Here is a 20,517-nt window from a genome sequence, read left to right as displayed (position 1 = left end):
AACAATTGGGGTGCAGTTCAATCCCACAAATTAATAGCTATTTTTTATATCTTTTGTTCTTAATGAAATTATTAAGGCACCCAGTGTGGTGTCTTTTCTTTATGAAAAATCCCCACACAATGTGCAGGGATCAGGAACAAACTGTTCAGTTACATAAACAACTTCATTATAAAACAATTATACCCCACTAAAATCCTCCTATTTTTCTGATTATTTTAATTTTATTTTTACTAGATCGTGTTGCAAGACAGTATTACCTTCTGCAGGACTATTTATCGAACCGCCAATTCCAAACACATTTGTAACAACGTCATCATCCTCCGGATGAATAATTCTTACTTCATACAAACGAATTGTCGGAAAAAGAGGCTGGGATCTAAAAGATACAGCTCGATTAGGAGGCAATATTTGTGTCGAAGGATCAAACATTAGTAGATCAATAGGGGAACCTGAAGACCAATCAATCATTCGAACAGTTACTGTACGCTGATTATTTGGATCTAAATTCACCACGTCAACAGTCGCAAATGCAGTATCATCACTTTTACGTAATAAACCTGTTGTTAAAATTTGAGTACCCTTAGGCATATTAATAAATTCTCCTTTAATTTTATATTATTGAAACAGCTTGTCCTAATAATATAAAATGCTTCAAAAAGAAAAAAGCAACAGACAAATGCGGAAATACTAGAAAATTTCACATACTATATCTGATGTGTAAAATCAAATTCAGAAATAGGGGTCACCATACATGCCCATCAACTTAAGGGCGGAAACAAAATGAACTTTTGTTCATATAAACGAAAAAACTCTTAAAATATTTTGTGCCCTTAAAAAGGAATATACCAAAGAAACCTAGATAGGCGCCCTTTTTAAAAATTATGCAGTTTTCTTTGGCTTTCTCAATCCATTATACTCATAGATAACACCTAAAATATCAAAGACTGTTTTCTTATCGTATCGATGAGATTTCCGACCATTCTTCTGGAGTAAGTGGAACAGGCGGATTAAAAATTTTGTTATTTCTTGGATGCTTTGCTGTATGGTTTGATATAAAATGTGTAAATGATCTTGAATCATTCCAATTGATTTATATTCACTTAATTCCTGTTTCTTCTTTTGCAAAATTAATTGTCGCATCTTAAACATAATAGAAGAACACAAAAAAATGGCAATGAGTTTTCCATAAACATGGCATTCTAATCGCTCTTGTTTAATATTTTGCCAATGATGAATTTGAAATAAGGATTTCCAAGTTTTAAAAATGATTTCAACTTGCCGGCGGAGAGAGTAAAAGTCATGGATTTGTTCCATCGGGACAATCTCCCAAGGTGTGTTGGTAACATATAGGTTCATGCCAGCTAATCGTTTGCTTTTTTCCGAATATGTAATGCCCTTTTTACTTTCCGTGTACACTTGTTTTTTCATACGCTCACGAAGTTGTTTTTCTGTTAATCCATACATAATAACCCGAGTGAATAGTTTTTTATCCTTTCCAATATAAGCGTCTTTTATTTCATAGACCTGTCCTGGTTTTAAGGCATCCATAATGTCTTCTAAATCAATTTTGATGTACTGAGATTGTTTTTTTATTGTCCCATTTTGAAAGTATTCAGGAAATTCATTTTTGATATACACCATATTGTTTAATTTGAGCCGTGATATATAATACACGCCACGTTGATCCATTTGATCTAAATCATCCAGTGAATAATAGCCTAAATCCCGAATACATAGATTACCAGGGCGTAATGTTGCTAAACACTCTGTTCCAAAGGTGTTATCATTGTTTTTTCCTGGTTCTACTTGGAAATTTAAAAACTGACCACTATGTAAATCATATTCTAACTGAATTTTTATCCCCGCTTTTTGAGCACAACCACCTGATCCAGGATACACACTAGCTAAATGCTTTGGCACCTGAAAAATCGTTGCATCTAAAATACGAATTCGTTGAAAATAAGCGATTGAAGAGCTTTGGATCACTGATGTTTCACAAATTTTACTTTTTAATAATGTAGAGAAAATGTGTTTTAAAAAGCAAACAGCTTTTTTAGTGAAGCGCTTATTGAGTCCTTCTGGACTCATAAGAGTTCCTGTAACAGCATGAAGTTGGCTACACAGTCGTACTAAAGAATCACTCGCTACCCGTTGACTAATCCAGACACAGATAGTAGCTAAATCATGACCTGAAAACTTTCGTTTCCGTTGTACAAATCCTAGTTCTCTAGCAAGATTTTCTAAAAATGAAGGAGTAAGATGTTCATATAATTCTTCAGCAAATAATTGTAGTTCACTTTGAATCGAAAGATTCATAAAAAACGTCATCCTTCCTGTATATTTTTACAAAAAGAATAACGTTTTTTTGTATTTGAGGGTATTAAAATCTCTTTAGTTGAGGGGCATATAAGGTTAATTTTGTAAAAATGTATTATAATGGATTTTGGAAATATAAAATGTTAAATGTATTAGAGGGAAGATATATTATGGCAACATTTATACTTGTACACGGTGCATGGGATGGTGGATATGTTTGGAGAGAAGTTGCAACACAGTTGAGAAAAGAGGGGCATGAAGTATATACACCTACATTGACGGGACTTGGAGAAAGAGCGCATCTTGCACATCCGGGTGTAGGATTAAAAACATATATTCAAGATATTGTGAACGTTATTCACTATGAAAAATTAAAAGAGGTTATTTTAGTAGGGCATAGCTATGCTGGAATGGTAATAACGGGGGTTGCAGAAATTATTCCAGAATGCATTAAAAATATTGTGTATATTGATGCAATGATTCCAAATAACGGAGATTCTGTAATGGATATTTCTGGTTCGGAAATGTCTTCGCACTTTATAGAAGAAGTAAAGGTTCATAGAGATGGATGGCGTATTATTCCAAGAAATGCGTCAGATCAAAGAAAAGCTGCTATGCCACTATTAGCATTTACACAATCAATTGAAATGAATAATTCGATAGTGAATGAGATCACACATACATATATAGAAATTCTTGATCATCCTGCAAATTGGCCAATGGCCCCTATTTTTCAAAGATCCGTTGAAATAGCAAAGGAGAGAAAATGGGATGTATATTCTATTCAAAGAGGTGGGCATTGGGTTATGCAAACAAACCATGAAGAATTAGCTCGTATTTTAGAAAGATGTAATTAATAACATAAAAAGAATGTACATAAGAAATTTGCTTAGCGTATATTTTCATTAAAATGCTGTTGGTACGTATATTATGGATAATATTAATCCGAAAAAATCGCTAACTATGACTGAAGTAGTTATTAAAAATCAAAAATAATCGTTGGATTTATATAGTCTTAAAGGCTAAGGTATCTATGAAGATAAGTTCTCACCGTTTGTAAAGGCTCTTCCAACTAATTAATAATTAAGAAGACTATCTCTGTGCACAAGCAAGAATTTTCATGGCAGGAAGTTTGGCAGAGCATGTACCATATGTCAAACCTTTTCCTGTTTCTTTATATGCATGATCCCATAGAAATAGGAAGTGATTGAATACAAAACGAGAACAACCAATCGTTTTATTGATTAGTGTCGCTTGTGCTTTATTTGGATAGATACGAAATTTATATGCTTTATTGATCATCATTCATCATTCATTTCACCCCCATTTCGATATAGTTCTATTATATAACAAACATACATTCGATTGGTAGTGAAGTAACAGTTTATGTATGTCGAACAGTTAAGATGGCTTTCTGCCATCCCTTGTCCGAAGCCAATTCATCTCCCACCTACTCACTTCGCGTTCCTGGAGGAAGGAGTCTTCTTGGCTAAAATGATAAAAAATGCCTTCTCCCGCTTTTTTATCACTGGATTTTTTGAGTTGCATGGAAAGACCACGCTGAATCACATGTAACTGACCAAAGGGATTTTCTATTCCAAAAGAAAAAAGCACACTACTGGATGCTTGAATTTTTCTCTCTATAATTCACTTAGATAACACTTCACCATGATGGATTTGTGGAAGTCTCAATTTTGGTAGTTCTAACCGAAGATTCTTAACATCACATCTACCACAAATAGTAATTTTGAAATCACTTGACTGTTTGTACATCATTCATAATCCACAGTAAAGAGCATCCACTATGTGGACACTTCGTATTATTATGATAAAATTCCGTTTGAAATGATTGTTAATATAGACACAAACGGTACCATAAAGCCTCGTTTTAAATTTGGATGCGTCTTACGCAGTATATAACTGATACACCAACCAAAGAGAACGGTACCAAACCGCAAATATTAACTAAATTTGCTAACGCTTTTAAATCAATAAATCCAGCTATTATAGAGCTCCCTATTCCCGCCAATCCAATTGTAAAAGTTGGTACTCCAGTCTGTTTATTAATCTTCGAAAGTGATCTTGGTAACAGTCCATCACGACTCATAGCAAAGAATACATGTGTTGGTTAACATTGTGATTTCCACATCAAGAAATAGGAATACATGATGAAAAAGAGATAACCCGTAGCAATAGCTCAATCATTGGGAGGTGCTCCATTTATATTAGGTGTAACAGGGGGATATTGTTCAAGCGGTACTTTTAATACTGTATTTAACTTAGAGGACTAGAAACGCTCAATACCGGGTGTGCTTTGACTAATAAGAAGGGGTTATAGCTTTTCTTTTCTTAAGACTGCACATATTGTTTAATTTGATCAACACATAAATTTCTCAGCTCTGTACTGGAGTACGCCTTGTAATTTTTATACCAGTCTACTGTATGGTTTAAAGTCTGCTGAAGAGACCATTTCGGTTCCCAATTGAGCTTGAATTTTGCTTTACTTATATCTAGGTTTAGGAATGTTGCCTCATGAAATTCTTCTGGATTTGCATTTGAAGATATCCAATTTCCACATCCCCAGGACTTTATCATACCGGTAACAAGCTCTTTTACTGAGACAATATTATTTAGTTTTGGACCGAAATTCCATGCGCCAGAAAAAAGTACCCCCTCAGTAATAATTTTTTCTGCTAGAAGTAAATATCCACTTAAGGGTTCAAGTACATGTTGCCAAGGTCTTACTGCATTAGTATTTCTAATGAAAATTTCTTGATTTGATTCCAGTGCCCGTATACAATCAGGAATAATCCTGTCTATTGACCAATCTCCTCCACCAATTACATTGCCAGCACGAACACTTGCGATTATTTTTTTATGGTGCTCATATTTTTTTTCTGGAAAATAAGAGTTGCGGTAGGAGGAAATTAATAGTTCGCAGCATCCTTTGCTAGAACTATAAAGGTCATGTCCACCTATTGGTTCATTTTCACGGTATCCCCAAACCCATTCATTGTTCTCATAACACTTGTCACTTGTAACCATAATTCCTATTTTAGTGGATTCATGTAAACGGATTGCTTCTAATATATTCATTGTTCCCATAACATTTATATCATACGTATCTTTAGGGTGCTCATAAGAATATTTAACAAGTGGTTGTGCGGCTAAATGAAATACAATTTCAGGTTTATAATCTTTGAAAAGCTTATTTAATTTATTAAAGTCTCTTATATCCCCACGAACATCAATTATGTCGCTTTGAAGGTTTGTTAAATTAAAGTTATCTTTTTTATTTTTAGGATCTAAAGAATATCCAATTACAGTCGCGCCTAATTCTTTTAACCAAATGGATAACCAAGAGCCTTTAAAACCAGTGTGTCCTGTGATTAAAATCTTTTTTCCATGAAATACATTCTTAAAGCTATTATTGAACAATTGAATCACACCTTAGAAATAGATTTTCATACATTTGGATATAGATGTGTATTATGTTTATACCAATTAACTGTTTTAATAATACCTTCTTCAATACTTATGCGTGGTTCCCAAGATAGCATACTTTTAATTTTATTAATATTTGGTTTAGAAATCATTCTCTCATTCGCTCTATAGGATAACGCACCATAATTGGGTCCTTTATTAGTCTGCAAGTGTTTAAAGAGTAATTCCACATAATATTTTAAAGGGTGAGTCTCACCGCTTCCAATATTAAAAATCTCATTTTGTATAGAATTATTTTCAATTGTTAGCATACAAGCATCTATAATATTATCTACATAGCAATAATCTCTTAATTGATTACATAACGTTAAGTTTACATTTCTATTCTGTAATACCTGTAAAATAATATAGCAAAAAAATTTATGTGGTTCTTCACCTTCTCCAAATACTCCAAAGGGTCTTAAGGTTATAAGGTTGATATTGTTTTCAGCCGCGACTTGATGAGCAATTATAGTGGCTGCAGCTTTACTACTTCCATAAATATCTACTGGTGTTAATTCCATATCTTCCTTAATAGATTCTGTTTTATCTCCATACTCAGAACTGCTTCCAATATTAATAATCTTTTTGCAATCTATAGACTTTGCTGCTTGAATAATATTAATTGTACTTAAAACATTTGTTTCTATGGCATTCATGTAATCTGTATGAGCTGAATTCACCCCATATGCAGCAAAGTGAAAAATATAATCAGGACGGATTTGTTGTATAATATTTTGAACTTTTATCTTATCGCGTATATCTACTTCGTAAAGTTTGATACTTTTTAATACGTCTTTAAGACGCCAAGGATTTGACGAGCTTCTGGCTAAAATAACGATTTTTGCTTGTAATTTCAATAATCTTCTTACCAAATGAGAACCAATAAAACCGTATCCGCCAGTGATAAGAAAGGTTTTATTTTTAAAATGGTCAATTATATTCATATAATTTCATTTGCCTCCCTACAAATTTTTCACGAAAAAGGAATAAACAATTTTACTTAAGAAGTTCGTGTGAATTAGAGAATAATACTAGTTATATACCAGGAAGAATGGATTTCATCTAAAAAATTAGAGAGGGTACTGGAAATAGTTTTTGACAGAGGACACATCTGAATTTTCGACAAATAAAGAGGTAAGAGAAAAGGAATTATCAAGTACACGACATGTATTTTGTATTTTTTCGATATAAGGAATATATATATATTCTAAAATTGACGGATCTATTTCTACATGTTCTTGTTTCCATAAATCAAATTCATTTGGATTAATAATTTCTATACTTCCAAAATGGAAATTGATTAATTCATCTTGGTCTATAAAAATCTTACTTTTTGTTTTTGTTATAGAAGAATGATGATTTAAAATTAGATTCCAAGGTGCAGTGTTAATACCCTTTTGAGTCATGATTTTGATATTAGAAAATAAATCAGGAATGTGATTTAAATATTTTTGATCACCCCATCTATTCATCTCAACATCATATACATCCTTGCAATATTCTAGGCACTTATCTTTCCACCATGTTAAAATTTCTTTACTGTTTTGATCATTTTTAAATCCTATTAGGCCCGCCTGATACATACCATGTACATTTTCCAGTTCAATAGTACCTCTCTGTGGACAAAGAAATACAGAGTACTGCCACCATTCATCTAGAATTATATTTGGTCTTGCAAAGAAAAACATATCTGCATCACAGTATATAATGTGATCAACTTCAGAATAATGATTAAGAATATGGAGGCATAGAGGAGCTTTTAATGTCCAGCAGTATTCCTGCAAGGTTCTTTCATTCTTTATACTTAAGAGTTCTTGATTTTCTATATCTTCCACATGAAACAGTATAGCATTCTTCAATTTTAGATTTGTTAGAATTCTATAGGTTACATTGTCCATACAACAGATCCACACTATAAAATCTGTACCCTGGCTTTCAAGGGAATGGTAACAAGTCAGTCCTTGAATTAAACGTTTTTGACTTATAATCATTGAATAATTCATAAAATGATTTGATTGATTCATTTTTCTTCTTAATTGTGTATCTTTATATAAAGTCTGCGCCTCGCTAATGTCTTTCATACTTAACAGGCGCTGTGTTTTTTCACCTAATTTTTCTACTGATTTTGTGAGGTTAGACCGAATTTCTTCTAGATAGGGGGTATAGATAAGGCGCAATATATTATTTGGTATTGAAAGTTTACCTAAAGACCAAAGATCAAAATCCTGTTCATTGAAAATGGTAATGCATGCAAAATGATATACAATTAGTTTATCTGTTTCAATGTATACCTCATTTTGATTTTGATCAATTATATAATTGTTATTATAAATACAATTCCAAGGTGCAGCATTTATACCTAGATTGCTTGAGATTTTTACTTTTGGAAAGTAAATAGGAATTAAATCTAAATACTTTTGGTCACCAAATCTTCCTTTATCAGGATTAGCACTACACCAATCTAAGCATTTGTCTTTCCACCATCGTACGCTTTTTAATCCGTAGAAATCGTTTTTAAACCCAATTAACCCAGCCTGATATTTTCCATATTTTCCTTCTACCCAGTCACGGTCTCTCTGTGGACAAAGGTAAATAGAATTGTCAGCCCATTCTTTAAATATCATGTTAGGATCAGAGAAGAAATATAAATCACCATCACAATAGAGAACAGATGGCAAATTATTATTTACTAATAAATATTCAATAAGCACGGGCTTTAAAGTCCAACAATATTCACTGACTGACCTATTTCTTTTAATATCTTCCAAATTTGTATCCTCTATATCATCTACCTGCATGAGATTTACATTATTCAAGTTCATTTCTTTCAATATTGAATACGCAAACACATCTATACAACAAATCCATAAAGTGAATACTTTTGAATTTTTCATTAGAGATTGGTGCAAAGCAATTATTTTCAAGACGTATTCTGTTCCCACTATGGCACAAAAATGATTTTCAGAGTCAGCCAGTTTATTATTAGATATAGGAAAGATTTGTTTGTTTGTAGTTTTTTTAGAGTGATCAATAACTGAAGCATCTGAAGATAACGGAAAATCTTTTTCAACTTTAAAGGGAGTATAACGGAATGGCCAACCTTTCTTTCTATTATTAAAATGCAATGTTTGTTCACTCCTTTCAACTATTTTTGTTAGGATTCCAGCTTGCATTTGCATCTTTAAGATCTTTAGGTGTATCTACACTAATCCAATAATCATTGTGCTCATAAACTGCAAGTTCCTTGTTTTTTATTAAATTTAGTAGCGGTTCTTCTTCAAGCATACAATCATTATCATTCAAATAATCGAATATTCCTTTATTAAATACAAAAAAACCTCCATTTATTACATTATTAAGTAGGGGTTTTTCCTTAAAATCCACAGCAATCCCGTTTTCAATCTGTAAAAGACCATATTGACTACTTTTATTTATACCGGTTAATGTTGCGATTTTTCCTTTGTCTTTATGAAATTTTATAAGTTCGTTAATATCTATCGTTGCTAATCCGTCACCATAAGTTAATAAAAACATATCATCCTGTATATGCTTTTCAAGTTTTTTTAATCTGGTTCCGGTCAGTGTTTCAATCCCTGTATCTATAAATTTTATATTCCACTGTTTTGGCTCTTCTAGCAACTGGTAATGATTATTCTTTAGATCTAAATTAAAATCATGTTTTTTCCATATATAGTCCATAAAATATTCTTTGATTTTTTCACCTCCATACCCTAATGGTAAGATGAATTCATGATGTCCAAACTTGCTATACCAATTCATTATATGCCAAATGAGAGGTTTTCCTTGAACTTGAACTAATGGCTTTGGAATATCTTTGAGAATTCCCTGCATCCTTAATCCTTTCCCACCACACAAAATAATGACTTTCATTAAACTTTTACCACCCTTCAGTTAACATAACTAATTTAAACTATGCTATTACTATTTAAATGGTATACACACTTGTACCTTTAATTTTGCAGATGATATTTCCCTTAAAAATACTGGTTAAAATACAAAATAAAGCCTACTCAAATGTATGAGTAGGCTTATTGCCTTAACATCACTTCAAGGTTACAAATTGATTTCAAAATCTAACAAGCTTTTGTACTCATAGGTTACTTCTATTTGATGTACATATGGTACTACTGGTTATTGTTGTAATATATTTATCCAATTAATTTTCTCTAAAAATACCGAAAACGACCGTTTATAGTACTTTACTTATTTCTATCCAAATAGAACAAAATACTATTCAAATTCAGTTTCAGAACTCATTACCAAAAATAAAAGCTCTCACCATATTAATTATATGCAAAATATTGGAAATATGGTATTTTAAGTGTTTTTTGGATTTAGTTCTTGATTAACTAACTACGAATTGCGCTTTTTTTCAACAGGAAATCGACAAGTAATTGTGTAAAAAACACATAATTACTTATTAATATCAACCTAGAAAATTCTATATCAACATATCAGCGAAGGTGGATCCTACATTATTTTTACGCTTCATATGCTTCTCTAAATAGATCTTTGTTGTTTGAATATTTTCATGGCCAAGTGTTTGCATTAAATGATATAAATCTGCATTTCCTTGCTCTACTGCCATAATTGCAAAGGCATGTCGAAATGTATGTGCGGTTACTGGATTTTCACGGTATTGTAGGAACTCTAAGTTTGTTTTTTTTATCATATCTGTTACCTGATTAGAGAGTGTTTTAGAGTTATAAGCATTTCCTCTTTGATTTATAAATAACGGACTCTCATCCCCTTTTTCCAATACCGTTTGGAAGCCTCTTCTTCTCCTCATTTCACAAATACATTGATATAAATGTTCTGAAAGGAAAAGTTCACGTATTTTGTCTCCTTTTCCTTTAACTTTTAACCAATACTTCCCGTCATAGTGTAAATCTTTTACGCATGCAGTACACAACTCCTGAATACGTGCACCAGTACTAGCCAAAGCAAGTATTATTGTATAGTTTACTAAATGTCCTCTCTCTTTATAAAAACCTAATATTTTCATGACTTCCTCATAGGATAAATCACGATTTGGCCGATCTTGTTCATTTACATTTGCTCGCTGTAGCTCTTCATGAAGTGGTTTTTCGATATACCCAAATACATAAAGGTGTTTAAAAAAAGAACGAATTAATACGGTTTTCTTCGCGAGTGTTGCGACTGCATAGGTATTACCATTCCGACCATTTTGTACATTTTTTAACCAAAAATTAAATTTGCGAATGTGCCAAGGCTGCAATGTTTTTAATAAGGAAGCATTTTGTTGTACCTCTTCCCCATTCACTTCAAACTCTTCTGCATGCTGCACCATGCACTCACAAAATAATAAGATTTCAGATACATAACTCTTTTTCGTATCTTCTTTTCTATTCTTCTTCTCATCCATATCTTTTTGTAAATGTACGAAATGATAAATTACTTCCAGGTCACTTAAATACGTATATTTACTCTTTCCCTCTTTTTCAGCTATCTCCATTTTATCTTCTACTTTATCTACATAACGATTGTTATACAGAAATGGAACAATATCTTTTATATTCTCTAAATATGTATCTATACTTTCACTTTTATTATTTATAATAGGTAAGTTTTCTTTTCCACTTTTATTATCCATATTTTAAACTCACCTCTCCTTTTAAAGATTATGAATATAAATATTTTAATTAACTATACTTATCATTTTATTTCACTTCTATTAATTATACAAATTTAAATTCATATTCTTTCTGTAAGAACGCTATATTCTTCTCTATTTAACTATACTTATATTTTTTTATAATTTATTAGTAAATAGATATTATTTAATAGTGAATGATATAACTTTTATATTGCATATGAAATAAAAATGAAAATGAAAATCTTTAAATATATAAAATATATTAGAAGTAGTCATTAAACTTAATAATGTATATAAAGTTTAATAAAACCTATTTCTTATTTTAAATATGAATCATATTCTGATATGATATATACATATCTAAAATATTAGCAAACAATAGTTATGGAGGTGTCCTTTCATGACACAAGATTTATTGTTTATTACAAAACCTACTGTAACGACAAAAGAGGCAGCCAACTTATTAGGAGTAACGGTACAAACTATTTTAAAGAAAGAAAAAGATGGATTAATAGAATGTGTATATAAAGATAACTGGAAACAATTTGGTAGTAAGATTTTCTATTTAGAGGATATTGAACGTTTAAAAAATATCGAAAAGGTTGAGGGTTTTGGTACAAAAGAAGCAGCTGAAATTCTTAATGTAGCACCATCTACTGTCTTTACATATATCAAATCTGGAAAATTACCTGCTTCAAAGATTGAAAAACGCGGAAAAGAAGTATACGTCATTGATAAAGAGGACCTTGAAACTTTTCAACTTACTTATGAAAAAACTACATCAAAAGAACGAAAAACATTCATTACTAAGATTCAAGATGAAGATATATATTTATATCAATTATTAACACATCAACATACCGGAAAAACAGCTAGGGTAATAGAGATCAATGGAACAGACGGCAAGATTCTTACAGAGGACGAAGAAATCTTCGCAATATCCACTTATAAAGAGCATGATTATTCCTTAGAACCTTTCCAAAAACAAGCTGTAATTACGAAGCGAGGGTATTTATCATTTTCATTTAAAAAACCTCAACTATTTAATTCCATCACTTACAATCTAATAAACTTATTTTATAAAGAGATCGGTGTCACAAATATGCGATTGACTATTAAACCAGATACTATCAAATTAGAAATTAAACCTTTCGTTTTACAAGTAGATCCATTGCAGTTTCAGGAGGAGATTAAATACTTACATTCTCATATGAAATCCGGCACAATCCTTCCACATGTAGAAGGAATTTACTTTAAAAGTAATGTAGAGCCATTAACTTTTCATGTAGATCATGAATTCAAGCAAAAAGTAGTGCAAATGGCAGCGGATTCTGGTATGGGACAGGAAGAATTCTTATTGCATGCTATAAAATCTTATATAATAAGTTTAGACCAGTAATAAAGTTGTTATTAACTAGAAGAAGCGTAGAAATCAGGTCTATTTCTACGCTTTTTAGATTTATATATTTTAACTTAATTTTCTTTTATGGGGTACGGCCACTTGCCCATCAAGCTAAGGTTTTGAAGTACCCCCAAACCGAAAAAATAAGTTGTTTTCGGTCAAAAATACACGAGATTTTCATCTTGGGGATGTAATTTCTTAAATTGATAGGCATGGGGTCACGATATCAAAAAAAGAAAATTGTACGTTTAGACACATTTCGGACACGAAATAACCGATTCCCTGTACGTTAAGGAATCGGTTATTATTTTTGAATGAAATTTGTAAATAAATTTAGCTAATAAAATACCTTCCATAAAATGGTATAACTTGAAGAAACACAAAGTATTTTTACTTCTTTGTTTCTTCAAGTTTTTGTTTATTAATAGCTCGATAAAGAGAGTCCTGTGATATTCCAGTTTCTTCTATGATTTCTTTGATGGAATATTGGTCACTATCATATATACGTAGTGCAATTAAAAGTTTTTCTTTTTCTAGGTTTGGTCTCCCTATTTTATTTCCCGTTTTTGTTCTTCTTTACAATACATTTAACTTATTAAGATTTAAAAATCATACAACAAAAGAGTGAAATGGTTTAAGATACTCTTTTCACCTACCTCTAACTTGATACCATTTTATAATTGAGAAAAACAATTGTGACAATCCCTTTAACCGATGAATGTTGTAAGTAAGAACGGCCCATTCAATATTTTCTATTCAAATATGATAGAATGAAGATATATCCAAAACGGAGGGAAAACAAATGAACTCAAACACAAAACAGTTTATTTATGATATCCAGCAAAGAAAGAACAATTATATAGAAAATGTATTAATAGCAATACAACATCCTAAAAAAGAGCAATCTGAACAAGTCATTCAAAATATAGTAGAGAAGATGGATATGATGATTAGTTTAGTTGCTACTTACATGGCTATTGAATCCGAATCTACAAAAGAATTAAAAGAGCTTCAGGAAGAACTTATTCATGCTCAAGCATATATTCAAAAACGGAAATTTGAAGAAACACAGAGATAAAACCCTGTGTTTCTACTTGGTGGACTATGATATTAATTTTTTATAAATTTGATTATTGCTTTGGCATAATCCATACAATTTGTTGAATGCGTACAATATATGGCGCCGTATCTTCAATGAGCAAATGATCTGGTTTCACATCCTTTAATTTACCTCTTATATTGCCTCTTACAGTTTCAATAACCACATGTTTACCAATTACTGATTGTAATGTCTGATATACATAGGGATTAGGCACACTTACCATATGTTGTTCACTCAAGTCATTTCCTTTCGAATAACTCATTCTATAAGACTCCTTTCTAACTTGCATTCTTTCTACTAATATATGATATAAATCTTATAAATATGCTAGAAGGATAATTCATTATAGGAACGGAAATAACATTTTAATAGAGTACGGTTTCTATTTCTACGTTGCTAAAAAAATGATTTATATAAAGTTACTTTTACTAGTTAATAGGAGATGATAAAGGGATATTTTGAATATACATCTAGGTTGTTCCTTTCTGGATATGTATCATTTTAAATACGCCCTTTATTAGAATAGTGCTCATACTTTTTTTGAGATTCTTTCGTAATACGTGCGTTAAGTAAAATTGCTAACAATAAAAACACTCCATATTTTCCTCCTGTAGCTCCTATGATAATCACACTACTACAAACAAGTATAATTAATAGGATAAACGAAACTGAATAAATACGGTCATAATTCTTTGACATCTTTTCGTATTTTATGCGTTCCTTCCTTGCATTCATCTAAATTCCTCCTTTAAATTATCCATTTCACTATCAAATAAATCTCACCCTTAAAAAGAAAATAATATATCGTTATGTAAATTAGTTTGTTTTTTTATCAACTAATTTATATAACGTAAAAGAAATCCTACCAATATTAAGCTTTCCACCATGATAATCTCGATCCTCTCCTTCCTTTTAATCCCAACACATCAAATGAAAGTTGCAGCAAACAAAAAGGATCATCCCTTTTCGTAAAGGATCATCCTTTTCTTCATTCAACAATTTTCAGGTATTCTTGATTAATTAAAATAACAGCCGGTCCATCTACAACAATTCCACCAACTTCAATTTTTTCATAAGGCTCAATCTTAATAGAAGTAATCCCTTTCCGCTTCTTTAACTCGTTACTTAATTCTTGCGTTGGCATGCGTTTCATATCTTCACTCCTTCTTATTGTTTCATTTAATCTTATTATGTTAAATAAATTGTAAAAATGGGTTCTAGTTCTAGAAATCCCATCAATTTGTATCGTTGACCATATATTTAGATGTTACCAACTCGCGTATCTCTCTTATGAAAAGAAGATAAACAATTACTATTCACTGTCTCAGTGAATGTAAAAATCCTTAAAGATACAGATGAGATTGATTGTTTTTTCTTCTAGAAATAATGACTTAGATATATATACCTAAAACAATGAAAGCCCTACCTCTCTTTCATCCTTACGGCTCCTTGTCCGTGCCAGTGTGAATCAGGATTGCAAAAATTCAAGTGACTATTTGATCGAGTTATTTAATGAAACTTCGAACGTTCGTAAAAGAAATTTAAAAATAAAAATGGATAAGATTGAAGTAATAACAAAAGAGGTTCCTACTCTAAAAGTGAGTTGAAGAAATTGAATGTCTTTGAAATGATTTGCTTTTAATACTCATCATATTCCCGAAAGATTTAGAATGTTTTTAGAGGATATAACACATTATTTATAATGAACCTTAACAAAAACTTTTTATTTGATTTTCAGTGATTCCTTTAATTAATTCTAGTTCACTGACCAAAAATCTATATGCATCATCCAACAATTTTTTTTCGCTTGTATTGAGTGCTTTTTCTTTCTTCATACGCATTAAATCCCGTACAACTTCAGCACCTTCTTGTATTTCACCCGTTTTTACTTTGTCCGTGTTCACTTTATGCCTTTGTTTCCACGGCAGTAATTTACAGGATTCTTCATGGTGAAAAATGTGTATAATGTGCTTTAATGCAAGTATATCAATAACTGGGCGTATATTCGAATTCAATATTTTACCCGTAGGAATCATGACTTGCATATTACTGATCGACATTTTTATGACAAAATACTGTTGTTTTTTTCCTGAGAATTCTTTTTCTTCTATGGCTTCAATTATACCTGCTCCGTGCATTGGATAAACAATGTTATCGCCAATTTGAAACATATAATCCACCTCCATATATGGTAACCTTCTTAACCTTAACATATATGTATTTTTTTATCAAATATTTTATAATATCATAAAATTATTTTTGCTGTCAATTACTTTTTCTTTAAAAATCAAATCGAATAAAAATAGTATAAAAAACATAGGGAGTGTGTCAGATTTCCCATAAAGGGAAGGGGAATTTCCCCTCGCATATTCTGAAACCTCTACTCATTAACGTAGATCAGTTTTCCCCTTGAAAACGACCAAATCGATCCCTTATTTTTTTCAATCTTGTGTGGTACTCCAAAATCTCAATTCTTACTTTTTCAGCTAGAGGTGCAATTGGTCGTAAGTCTTTTACCCCCCAATACTCAACCACTACATCAAGTACTTGATCAAAATATTGTAGTGGACCATAATTCGCTTCTTTTGCAATTACAGCCATTCTATTTTCAAAATCAGGCATGACGGCACCTGGCATTTTAAAATTCTTAATCACATTGGCAATATGGTAGCAATAATTTGGTTCCAATTCTAAATGTATTCGAATAACGTCTCGATAAAACGCATAATGAAGTGTTTCATCTTTTGCAAGACGGCGTAATAATGTAGCAAGATCTGGATCGTGCTTACTTGCAACCTTAGCTACATTATTGTAAAACACCATCGTTGCAAGTTCTTGTAGCGTCGTATACGTCATAGCTTCGATTGGTGTATGAAAATCAGGCTCAAATCCCCCCTCAACGACTGACTTTCTTAATTCATGTATTCGTTTAGGATTCACACTTCGAGTGAGTAGTAAATATGTCTCCAATAGATTCGAATGTTGATCCTCTTCTGATGTCCAAGTATGAATAAAGTCTGTAATAACAGAGAGGGACTCTTTAAAAGTCGCAGATAAATACGTTGTAAACCAAGGTAAATTCACTTCTGTTAATAAAGCTGTTTCAATGGCTGTAATTACACCAGTAGGAAGAGTAACTTGACTTTCATCCCAAGGAACTCTTTTAAAGTCCATGCCCTTATCCCATGGTAAAAACTCATGATACCCCCAGTCTATCTTCTGCGCTCTAATTTTATGTTGTTCATACAGTTCTTTTAAACGTGGTTCTAATCGGAAATCTAAATCATTTGTTAGCATAAAAGTCCCCCCATTTCTTATCACAGATAGTCATTCTATTTTTACTCTTAAAATTTTCTACAAATAAATATTACGTTCCTTTTTTTAAGTCAAACATAATAAATTTGTAACAAAACCTTTTAAGAGCGCTATATTTTTATAGGATTTTTTTATTAAAAGGGGGACCGTTACATCTATTTTCTTTTTTTATAAAATAGATACTGAGGCATACAATATGTTAGTTAGCCTAAATAAAGAAACTAACCTCAGTAAATTCAGAATAACATTCATGGATGAAGATACTCGTCATGTTATAAATCTTCGTGAGTGTAAAAAGGTGTATGCTTATAAAGAATCATTTTATAATAAAGATAGATAGTGTTTTATACACATTAACAACTTATTTAGATGTAAATCCAATATATTAGATTAAGCACTTGAAAACCAAATACAGTGGATGAGATAGCCTTAAACGACAAATCCCAACTAGAACAATGTACATTGGCTATGTATGGTGAGTTAGACCAAATTTTGTTATACAACAAAAAAGGGAAGAGGCGATAAACATGCAGTCAACAGAAGCGCATATGAAGGAAAAACAACGTAGAGAAAAAATAGAAATTATATTTAGTCACAGGGTAAAAGGGGAGAGTTATTTTCACGGCTCTTCCTATCAATGGAAAAACATTGTATATCAAAATTATGATAGAATACAACAAAAAGAGATGGAAGTTGAACAACTCATTTCGAAAATGGAAAAAGCAGGGGTTCGTTTTACGCAGCACCGTTCACTCATACACTATCCCGTCATTGATTTTGTAAAATATATAGCTAAGATTTATAAGGAACCCCTCGAAATACAATAATCATATTTAAAGGAAACCTTTATAAAAGGTTTATTTTCGAGGCTTTTTTAACTAAAATCTTAAAAAATCATTACAACATTCTTTTTATTTTCAATACTCTTCGGTTTTGTTATAATATCAACCATAGCGTATTATATTCGTTTGTATATTTTCATATTTTGGGGATTTTATTACACAAAAAGACAACTCTTAATTGGAGTTGTCTTTTATTTTTTTCGGTATACACAATACTATTCTGATACAAAAACATCAAGATTCTTACAACCAAAGAAAAAGTAGGATTTCTAATAAGAGAGATTCTACTTTATTTCCTCATATTCCGTCATTATTTTATAAAACGTGTTTTTCTTTAGCTCTAACATTTGCATAAACATAGTAGCTGTCTTTTCTTCACCTTTACATTTATTACAAAAAATGTTATTATTAATATGAATTATTTTTGTTCGGTGTAAAGGATTTGTAACTTTTCACCTTTATGATCACTGAGAGCAAGGATAGTATTACATTGTGTGTGTTTACACACTAGGAGGCAATACAAATGGAAAAAGGTAATGTGAAATGGTTTAATGGCGAAAAAGGCTTCGGATTCATCGAACGTGAAGGTGGAGACGATGTATTCGTTCATTTCTCAGCGATTCAAGGCGAAGGTTACAAAACTTTAGAAGAAGGTCAAGCAGTGACTTTTGATTTGGAGCAAGGTCAACGTGGACCTCAAGCTTCAAACGTACGTAAAGCTTCTTAATTTTATAAACCAGGGAAGGCAGGCTCTTTTATAAGAGTCTGCTTTTTTTCCGTGAAACAAAGAACCCCCGACTCGTAAAGGACATGAAAATAGTAAATCAAATGGTAAACCAAGTCTAGCATATACTTACGGAGTATCCTAATTTAATTTTTGAGCTACCAACTTTATAAGCCTTTTTTCTAGCATAAAAGTACCCCCTAAATGAAAATTCTCTTTCTCTACAGTTAGTTATTTTGAGAAGTGAGCTCATTTTTTATTTTGGGGGTGTTTACATTTCTTAAGTGGATGGGCATGTGGTACTACCCCATCACCATCAAGCTAAGATTTTGAAGTACCCCCAAAACGAAAATTTTGTGCATTTTATAGCAACAAAGTTCATTTTTTCGTTTTGAGGTTAACCTGCTCTGTTAGGTTGATGGGCATGGGATAACTCCACGTGACCATCAACCTAAGAAGAATAAACGCCACCAAAACAAAAAAAGCCCCAAATTTTTATTGAAAATAAGTTGGGGCTTTTGAACCAGAAAAGTATATTTTTAACTATGAAAACTACGATGAATTTTTCCTTTTTTCCTACTTGCTAAATTCAGCAAGTAAAATATTTTTAAAAGGATTAGGACTGTCAGTTCTACCCAAACTATTCCAATTGACGACCAACGTATGCTTGCCTCCAAGTTTACCTCCAACAAGAGTTGTAAACCCTAGAATGCCACCTGTGTGTCCCCATATCGAGACACCGCTTGGAAGCTTAGTTTCATAGATTCCAAGACCATATCCATCGATTCCTTCTTTTCCTGTAGGAACTGTAGTAAGCATTTGTTTTAGTTGCTGTTCCTTCAGTAATTTGCCACCGAGCAAGTAAGAGAAGAATTTGTTTAAGTCATCAGCAGTAGAAATCATATCTCCAGCCGAGCTACCTGCACTTGGGTTATAATAAGTAACGTCTTTTAGCTCACTTGCTCCGTCTGGTTGGACATATCCACGGGCATGGTTAGTGCCTGGAATAACACTTGAGTTGCCTGGTAGGAATGTATTCGACAATTCAAGTGGTTCAATAATCCGATTTTCAATCTCTTCCGCATAGCTGTTTCTGGTTACTTTTTCAATAAGAATGCCCAGTAATACGTATCCTGTGTTTGAATAAGACCAGCCCTTTCCTGGGGCAAAGTCTGGAGGCAGAGAAACCCCCATCTTCACTAACTCTTCAGCCGTATACGATTTTTTTGTATCCGTAAAATCAGCGTCTTTTGACCTTGAGTATTCAGCGATACCACTTGTATGGTTCAATATATGCCGGATAGTAATCTTGTTACCATCATATCCATTTCCTTGAATGACACCAGGCAACCAGTCTTCGATGTAGTCGTCTAGATTCAGGCGATTCTCTCCAGCTAATTGAAGTACAACTGTTGCAGTGAACGTCTTCGTCACACTCCCAATGCGAAAGCGAAAATCTGTTTTCATTGGTTTCTTGGTTCTCAGATCCGCTATTCCAGCGGCATACCCCCACGTTTTTCCACCCTCAGAAGTTTTAGCAAGTATCCCCGGGTATCCAAGTTGCAATGTATCCCGCATTGCTTGCTTGACGGAAGTACGATCTCGTTGAGTATTTGTTTGTAACGAACTAGATACATTTTGAGTGGGCTCTGCTTTTACAATTGAGGTTGGTGTTGTATATAACAGGGAACT

At 32.2% G+C, this 20,517-nt stretch carries 18 protein-coding genes and 4 pseudogenes; 5 read left to right on the top strand and 17 right to left on the bottom strand.

Annotated features, from left to right (window positions below; all coding sequences use genetic code 11):
- Window positions 1-210: 210 nt before the first annotated feature.
- Both ACYVEC_RS16660 and ACYVEC_RS16655 read right to left on the bottom strand, forming a co-directional pair.
- On the bottom strand, window positions 211-588 hold the full coding sequence (locus tag ACYVEC_RS16660; RefSeq protein WP_063221359.1) for a hypothetical protein: 378 nt from the start codon (window positions 586-588) through the stop codon (window positions 211-213).
- A gap of 291 nt (window positions 589-879) precedes the next feature.
- Entirely contained in the window at window positions 880-2,316 is a 1,437-nt protein-coding gene (locus ACYVEC_RS16655; RefSeq protein WP_063221358.1) for an IS4 family transposase, read from the bottom strand.
- A gap of 170 nt (window positions 2,317-2,486) precedes the next feature.
- Between ACYVEC_RS16655 and ACYVEC_RS16650 the strand changes: the two genes are divergently transcribed.
- Window positions 2,487-3,173, top strand: a complete 687-nt coding sequence (locus tag ACYVEC_RS16650; RefSeq protein WP_275718931.1) for an alpha/beta hydrolase — start codon at window positions 2,487-2,489, stop codon at window positions 3,171-3,173.
- 259 nt (window positions 3,174-3,432) lie between these two features.
- Here ACYVEC_RS16650 and ACYVEC_RS16645 read toward each other — a convergent pair.
- The 7 genes and pseudogenes from ACYVEC_RS16645 to ACYVEC_RS16615 form a co-directional block, all read right to left on the bottom strand.
- A pseudogene (locus tag ACYVEC_RS16645) lies at window positions 3,433-3,621 on the bottom strand (helix-turn-helix domain-containing protein); the annotation flags it as partial.
- Window positions 3,622-4,157: 536 nt separating this feature from the next.
- Window positions 4,158-4,441: pseudogene (locus tag ACYVEC_RS16640) on the bottom strand (amino acid permease); the annotation flags it as partial.
- 224 nt (window positions 4,442-4,665) lie between these two features.
- Entirely contained in the window at window positions 4,666-5,754 is a 1,089-nt protein-coding gene (rfbG, locus tag ACYVEC_RS16635; protein WP_098670660.1) for a CDP-glucose 4,6-dehydratase, read from the bottom strand.
- 26 nt (window positions 5,755-5,780) lie between these two features.
- Window positions 5,781-6,740: an NAD-dependent epimerase/dehydratase family protein gene (locus ACYVEC_RS16630; protein ID WP_460507361.1), complete on the bottom strand. Its 960-nt coding sequence runs from the start codon at window positions 6,738-6,740 to the stop codon at window positions 5,781-5,783.
- Window positions 6,741-6,872: 132 nt separating this feature from the next.
- The gene (locus ACYVEC_RS16625) at window positions 6,873-8,927 is read right to left on the bottom strand and encodes a glycosyl transferase (protein ID WP_275718936.1); all 2,055 of its coding nucleotides are present in this window, start codon (window positions 8,925-8,927) and stop codon (window positions 6,873-6,875) included.
- 16 nt (window positions 8,928-8,943) lie between these two features.
- Complete coding sequence (locus tag ACYVEC_RS16620; protein WP_063223345.1) at window positions 8,944-9,693, bottom strand: sugar phosphate nucleotidyltransferase; 750 nt, start codon at window positions 9,691-9,693, stop codon at window positions 8,944-8,946.
- A 571-nt stretch (window positions 9,694-10,264) separates the two neighbouring features.
- Window positions 10,265-11,437 carry a tyrosine-type recombinase/integrase gene (locus tag ACYVEC_RS16615; RefSeq protein WP_460507352.1) on the bottom strand — a complete coding sequence of 391 codons (1,173 nt, stop codon included), beginning with the start codon at window positions 11,435-11,437 and terminating at the stop codon, window positions 10,265-10,267.
- Between the two features lie 403 nt (window positions 11,438-11,840).
- Here ACYVEC_RS16615 and ACYVEC_RS16610 point away from each other — a divergent pair, with 403 nt between their 5' ends.
- Window positions 11,841-12,839 (top strand): helix-turn-helix domain-containing protein, encoded by a 999-nt coding sequence (locus ACYVEC_RS16610; protein ID WP_063223347.1) that lies wholly within the window; start codon window positions 11,841-11,843, stop codon window positions 12,837-12,839.
- A gap of 393 nt (window positions 12,840-13,232) precedes the next feature.
- Here the strand turns inward: ACYVEC_RS16610 and ACYVEC_RS16605 are convergent.
- A pseudogene (locus ACYVEC_RS16605) lies at window positions 13,233-13,409 on the bottom strand (recombinase family protein); the annotation flags it as partial.
- A 235-nt stretch (window positions 13,410-13,644) separates the two neighbouring features.
- Between ACYVEC_RS16605 and ACYVEC_RS16600 the strand changes: the two are divergent.
- Complete coding sequence (locus ACYVEC_RS16600) at window positions 13,645-13,920, top strand: hypothetical protein (protein WP_063223350.1); 276 nt, start codon at window positions 13,645-13,647, stop codon at window positions 13,918-13,920.
- Window positions 13,921-13,972: 52 nt separating this feature from the next.
- On the opposite strand, the gene ACYVEC_RS16595 is transcribed toward ACYVEC_RS16600, so the two are convergent.
- The 5 genes from ACYVEC_RS16595 to ACYVEC_RS16575 all read right to left on the bottom strand — a co-directional run bounded on the left by ACYVEC_RS16595 (window position 13,973) and on the right by ACYVEC_RS16575 (window position 17,241).
- Window positions 13,973-14,206 (bottom strand): YuzF family protein, encoded by a 234-nt coding sequence (locus tag ACYVEC_RS16595; RefSeq protein WP_000122390.1) that lies wholly within the window; start codon window positions 14,204-14,206, stop codon window positions 13,973-13,975.
- A 239-nt stretch (window positions 14,207-14,445) separates the two neighbouring features.
- Window positions 14,446-14,679 (bottom strand): hypothetical protein, encoded by a 234-nt coding sequence (locus tag ACYVEC_RS16590; RefSeq protein WP_000993974.1) that lies wholly within the window; start codon window positions 14,677-14,679, stop codon window positions 14,446-14,448.
- A gap of 253 nt (window positions 14,680-14,932) precedes the next feature.
- Entirely contained in the window at window positions 14,933-15,097 is a 165-nt protein-coding gene (locus ACYVEC_RS16585; protein WP_000827566.1) for a BC1881 family protein, read from the bottom strand.
- A gap of 556 nt (window positions 15,098-15,653) precedes the next feature.
- A complete protein-coding gene (locus ACYVEC_RS16580) occupies window positions 15,654-16,115 on the bottom strand; it encodes a CarD family transcriptional regulator (protein WP_000486306.1) in 462 nt (153 codons plus the stop codon).
- Between the two features lie 226 nt (window positions 16,116-16,341).
- Window positions 16,342-17,241: an acyl-ACP desaturase gene (locus tag ACYVEC_RS16575; protein WP_142332936.1), complete on the bottom strand. Its 900-nt coding sequence runs from the start codon at window positions 17,239-17,241 to the stop codon at window positions 16,342-16,344.
- A 545-nt stretch (window positions 17,242-17,786) separates the two neighbouring features.
- Here ACYVEC_RS16575 and ACYVEC_RS16570 point away from each other — a divergent pair.
- Window positions 17,787-18,086 (top strand): hypothetical protein, encoded by a 300-nt coding sequence (locus ACYVEC_RS16570; protein ID WP_098557429.1) that lies wholly within the window; start codon window positions 17,787-17,789, stop codon window positions 18,084-18,086.
- 299 nt (window positions 18,087-18,385) lie between these two features.
- On the opposite strand, the pseudogene ACYVEC_RS16565 reads toward ACYVEC_RS16570, so the two are convergent.
- Window positions 18,386-18,493: pseudogene (locus tag ACYVEC_RS16565) on the bottom strand (integrase); the annotation flags it as partial.
- Between the two features lie 131 nt (window positions 18,494-18,624).
- Here ACYVEC_RS16565 and ACYVEC_RS16560 point away from each other — a divergent pair.
- Window positions 18,625-18,828: a cold-shock protein gene (locus ACYVEC_RS16560; RefSeq protein WP_000410775.1), complete on the top strand. Its 204-nt coding sequence runs from the start codon at window positions 18,625-18,627 to the stop codon at window positions 18,826-18,828.
- 573 nt (window positions 18,829-19,401) lie between these two features.
- Here the strand turns inward: ACYVEC_RS16560 and ACYVEC_RS16555 are convergent.
- Window positions 19,402-20,517: serine hydrolase domain-containing protein (locus ACYVEC_RS16555; protein ID WP_460507343.1), on the bottom strand; the 1,116-nt coding region annotated here is incomplete at its 5' end.

It is taken from the genome of Bacillus sp. MN7755 (assembly GCF_054771475.1).
This window is presented reverse-complemented; position numbering and strand designations above follow the sequence as displayed.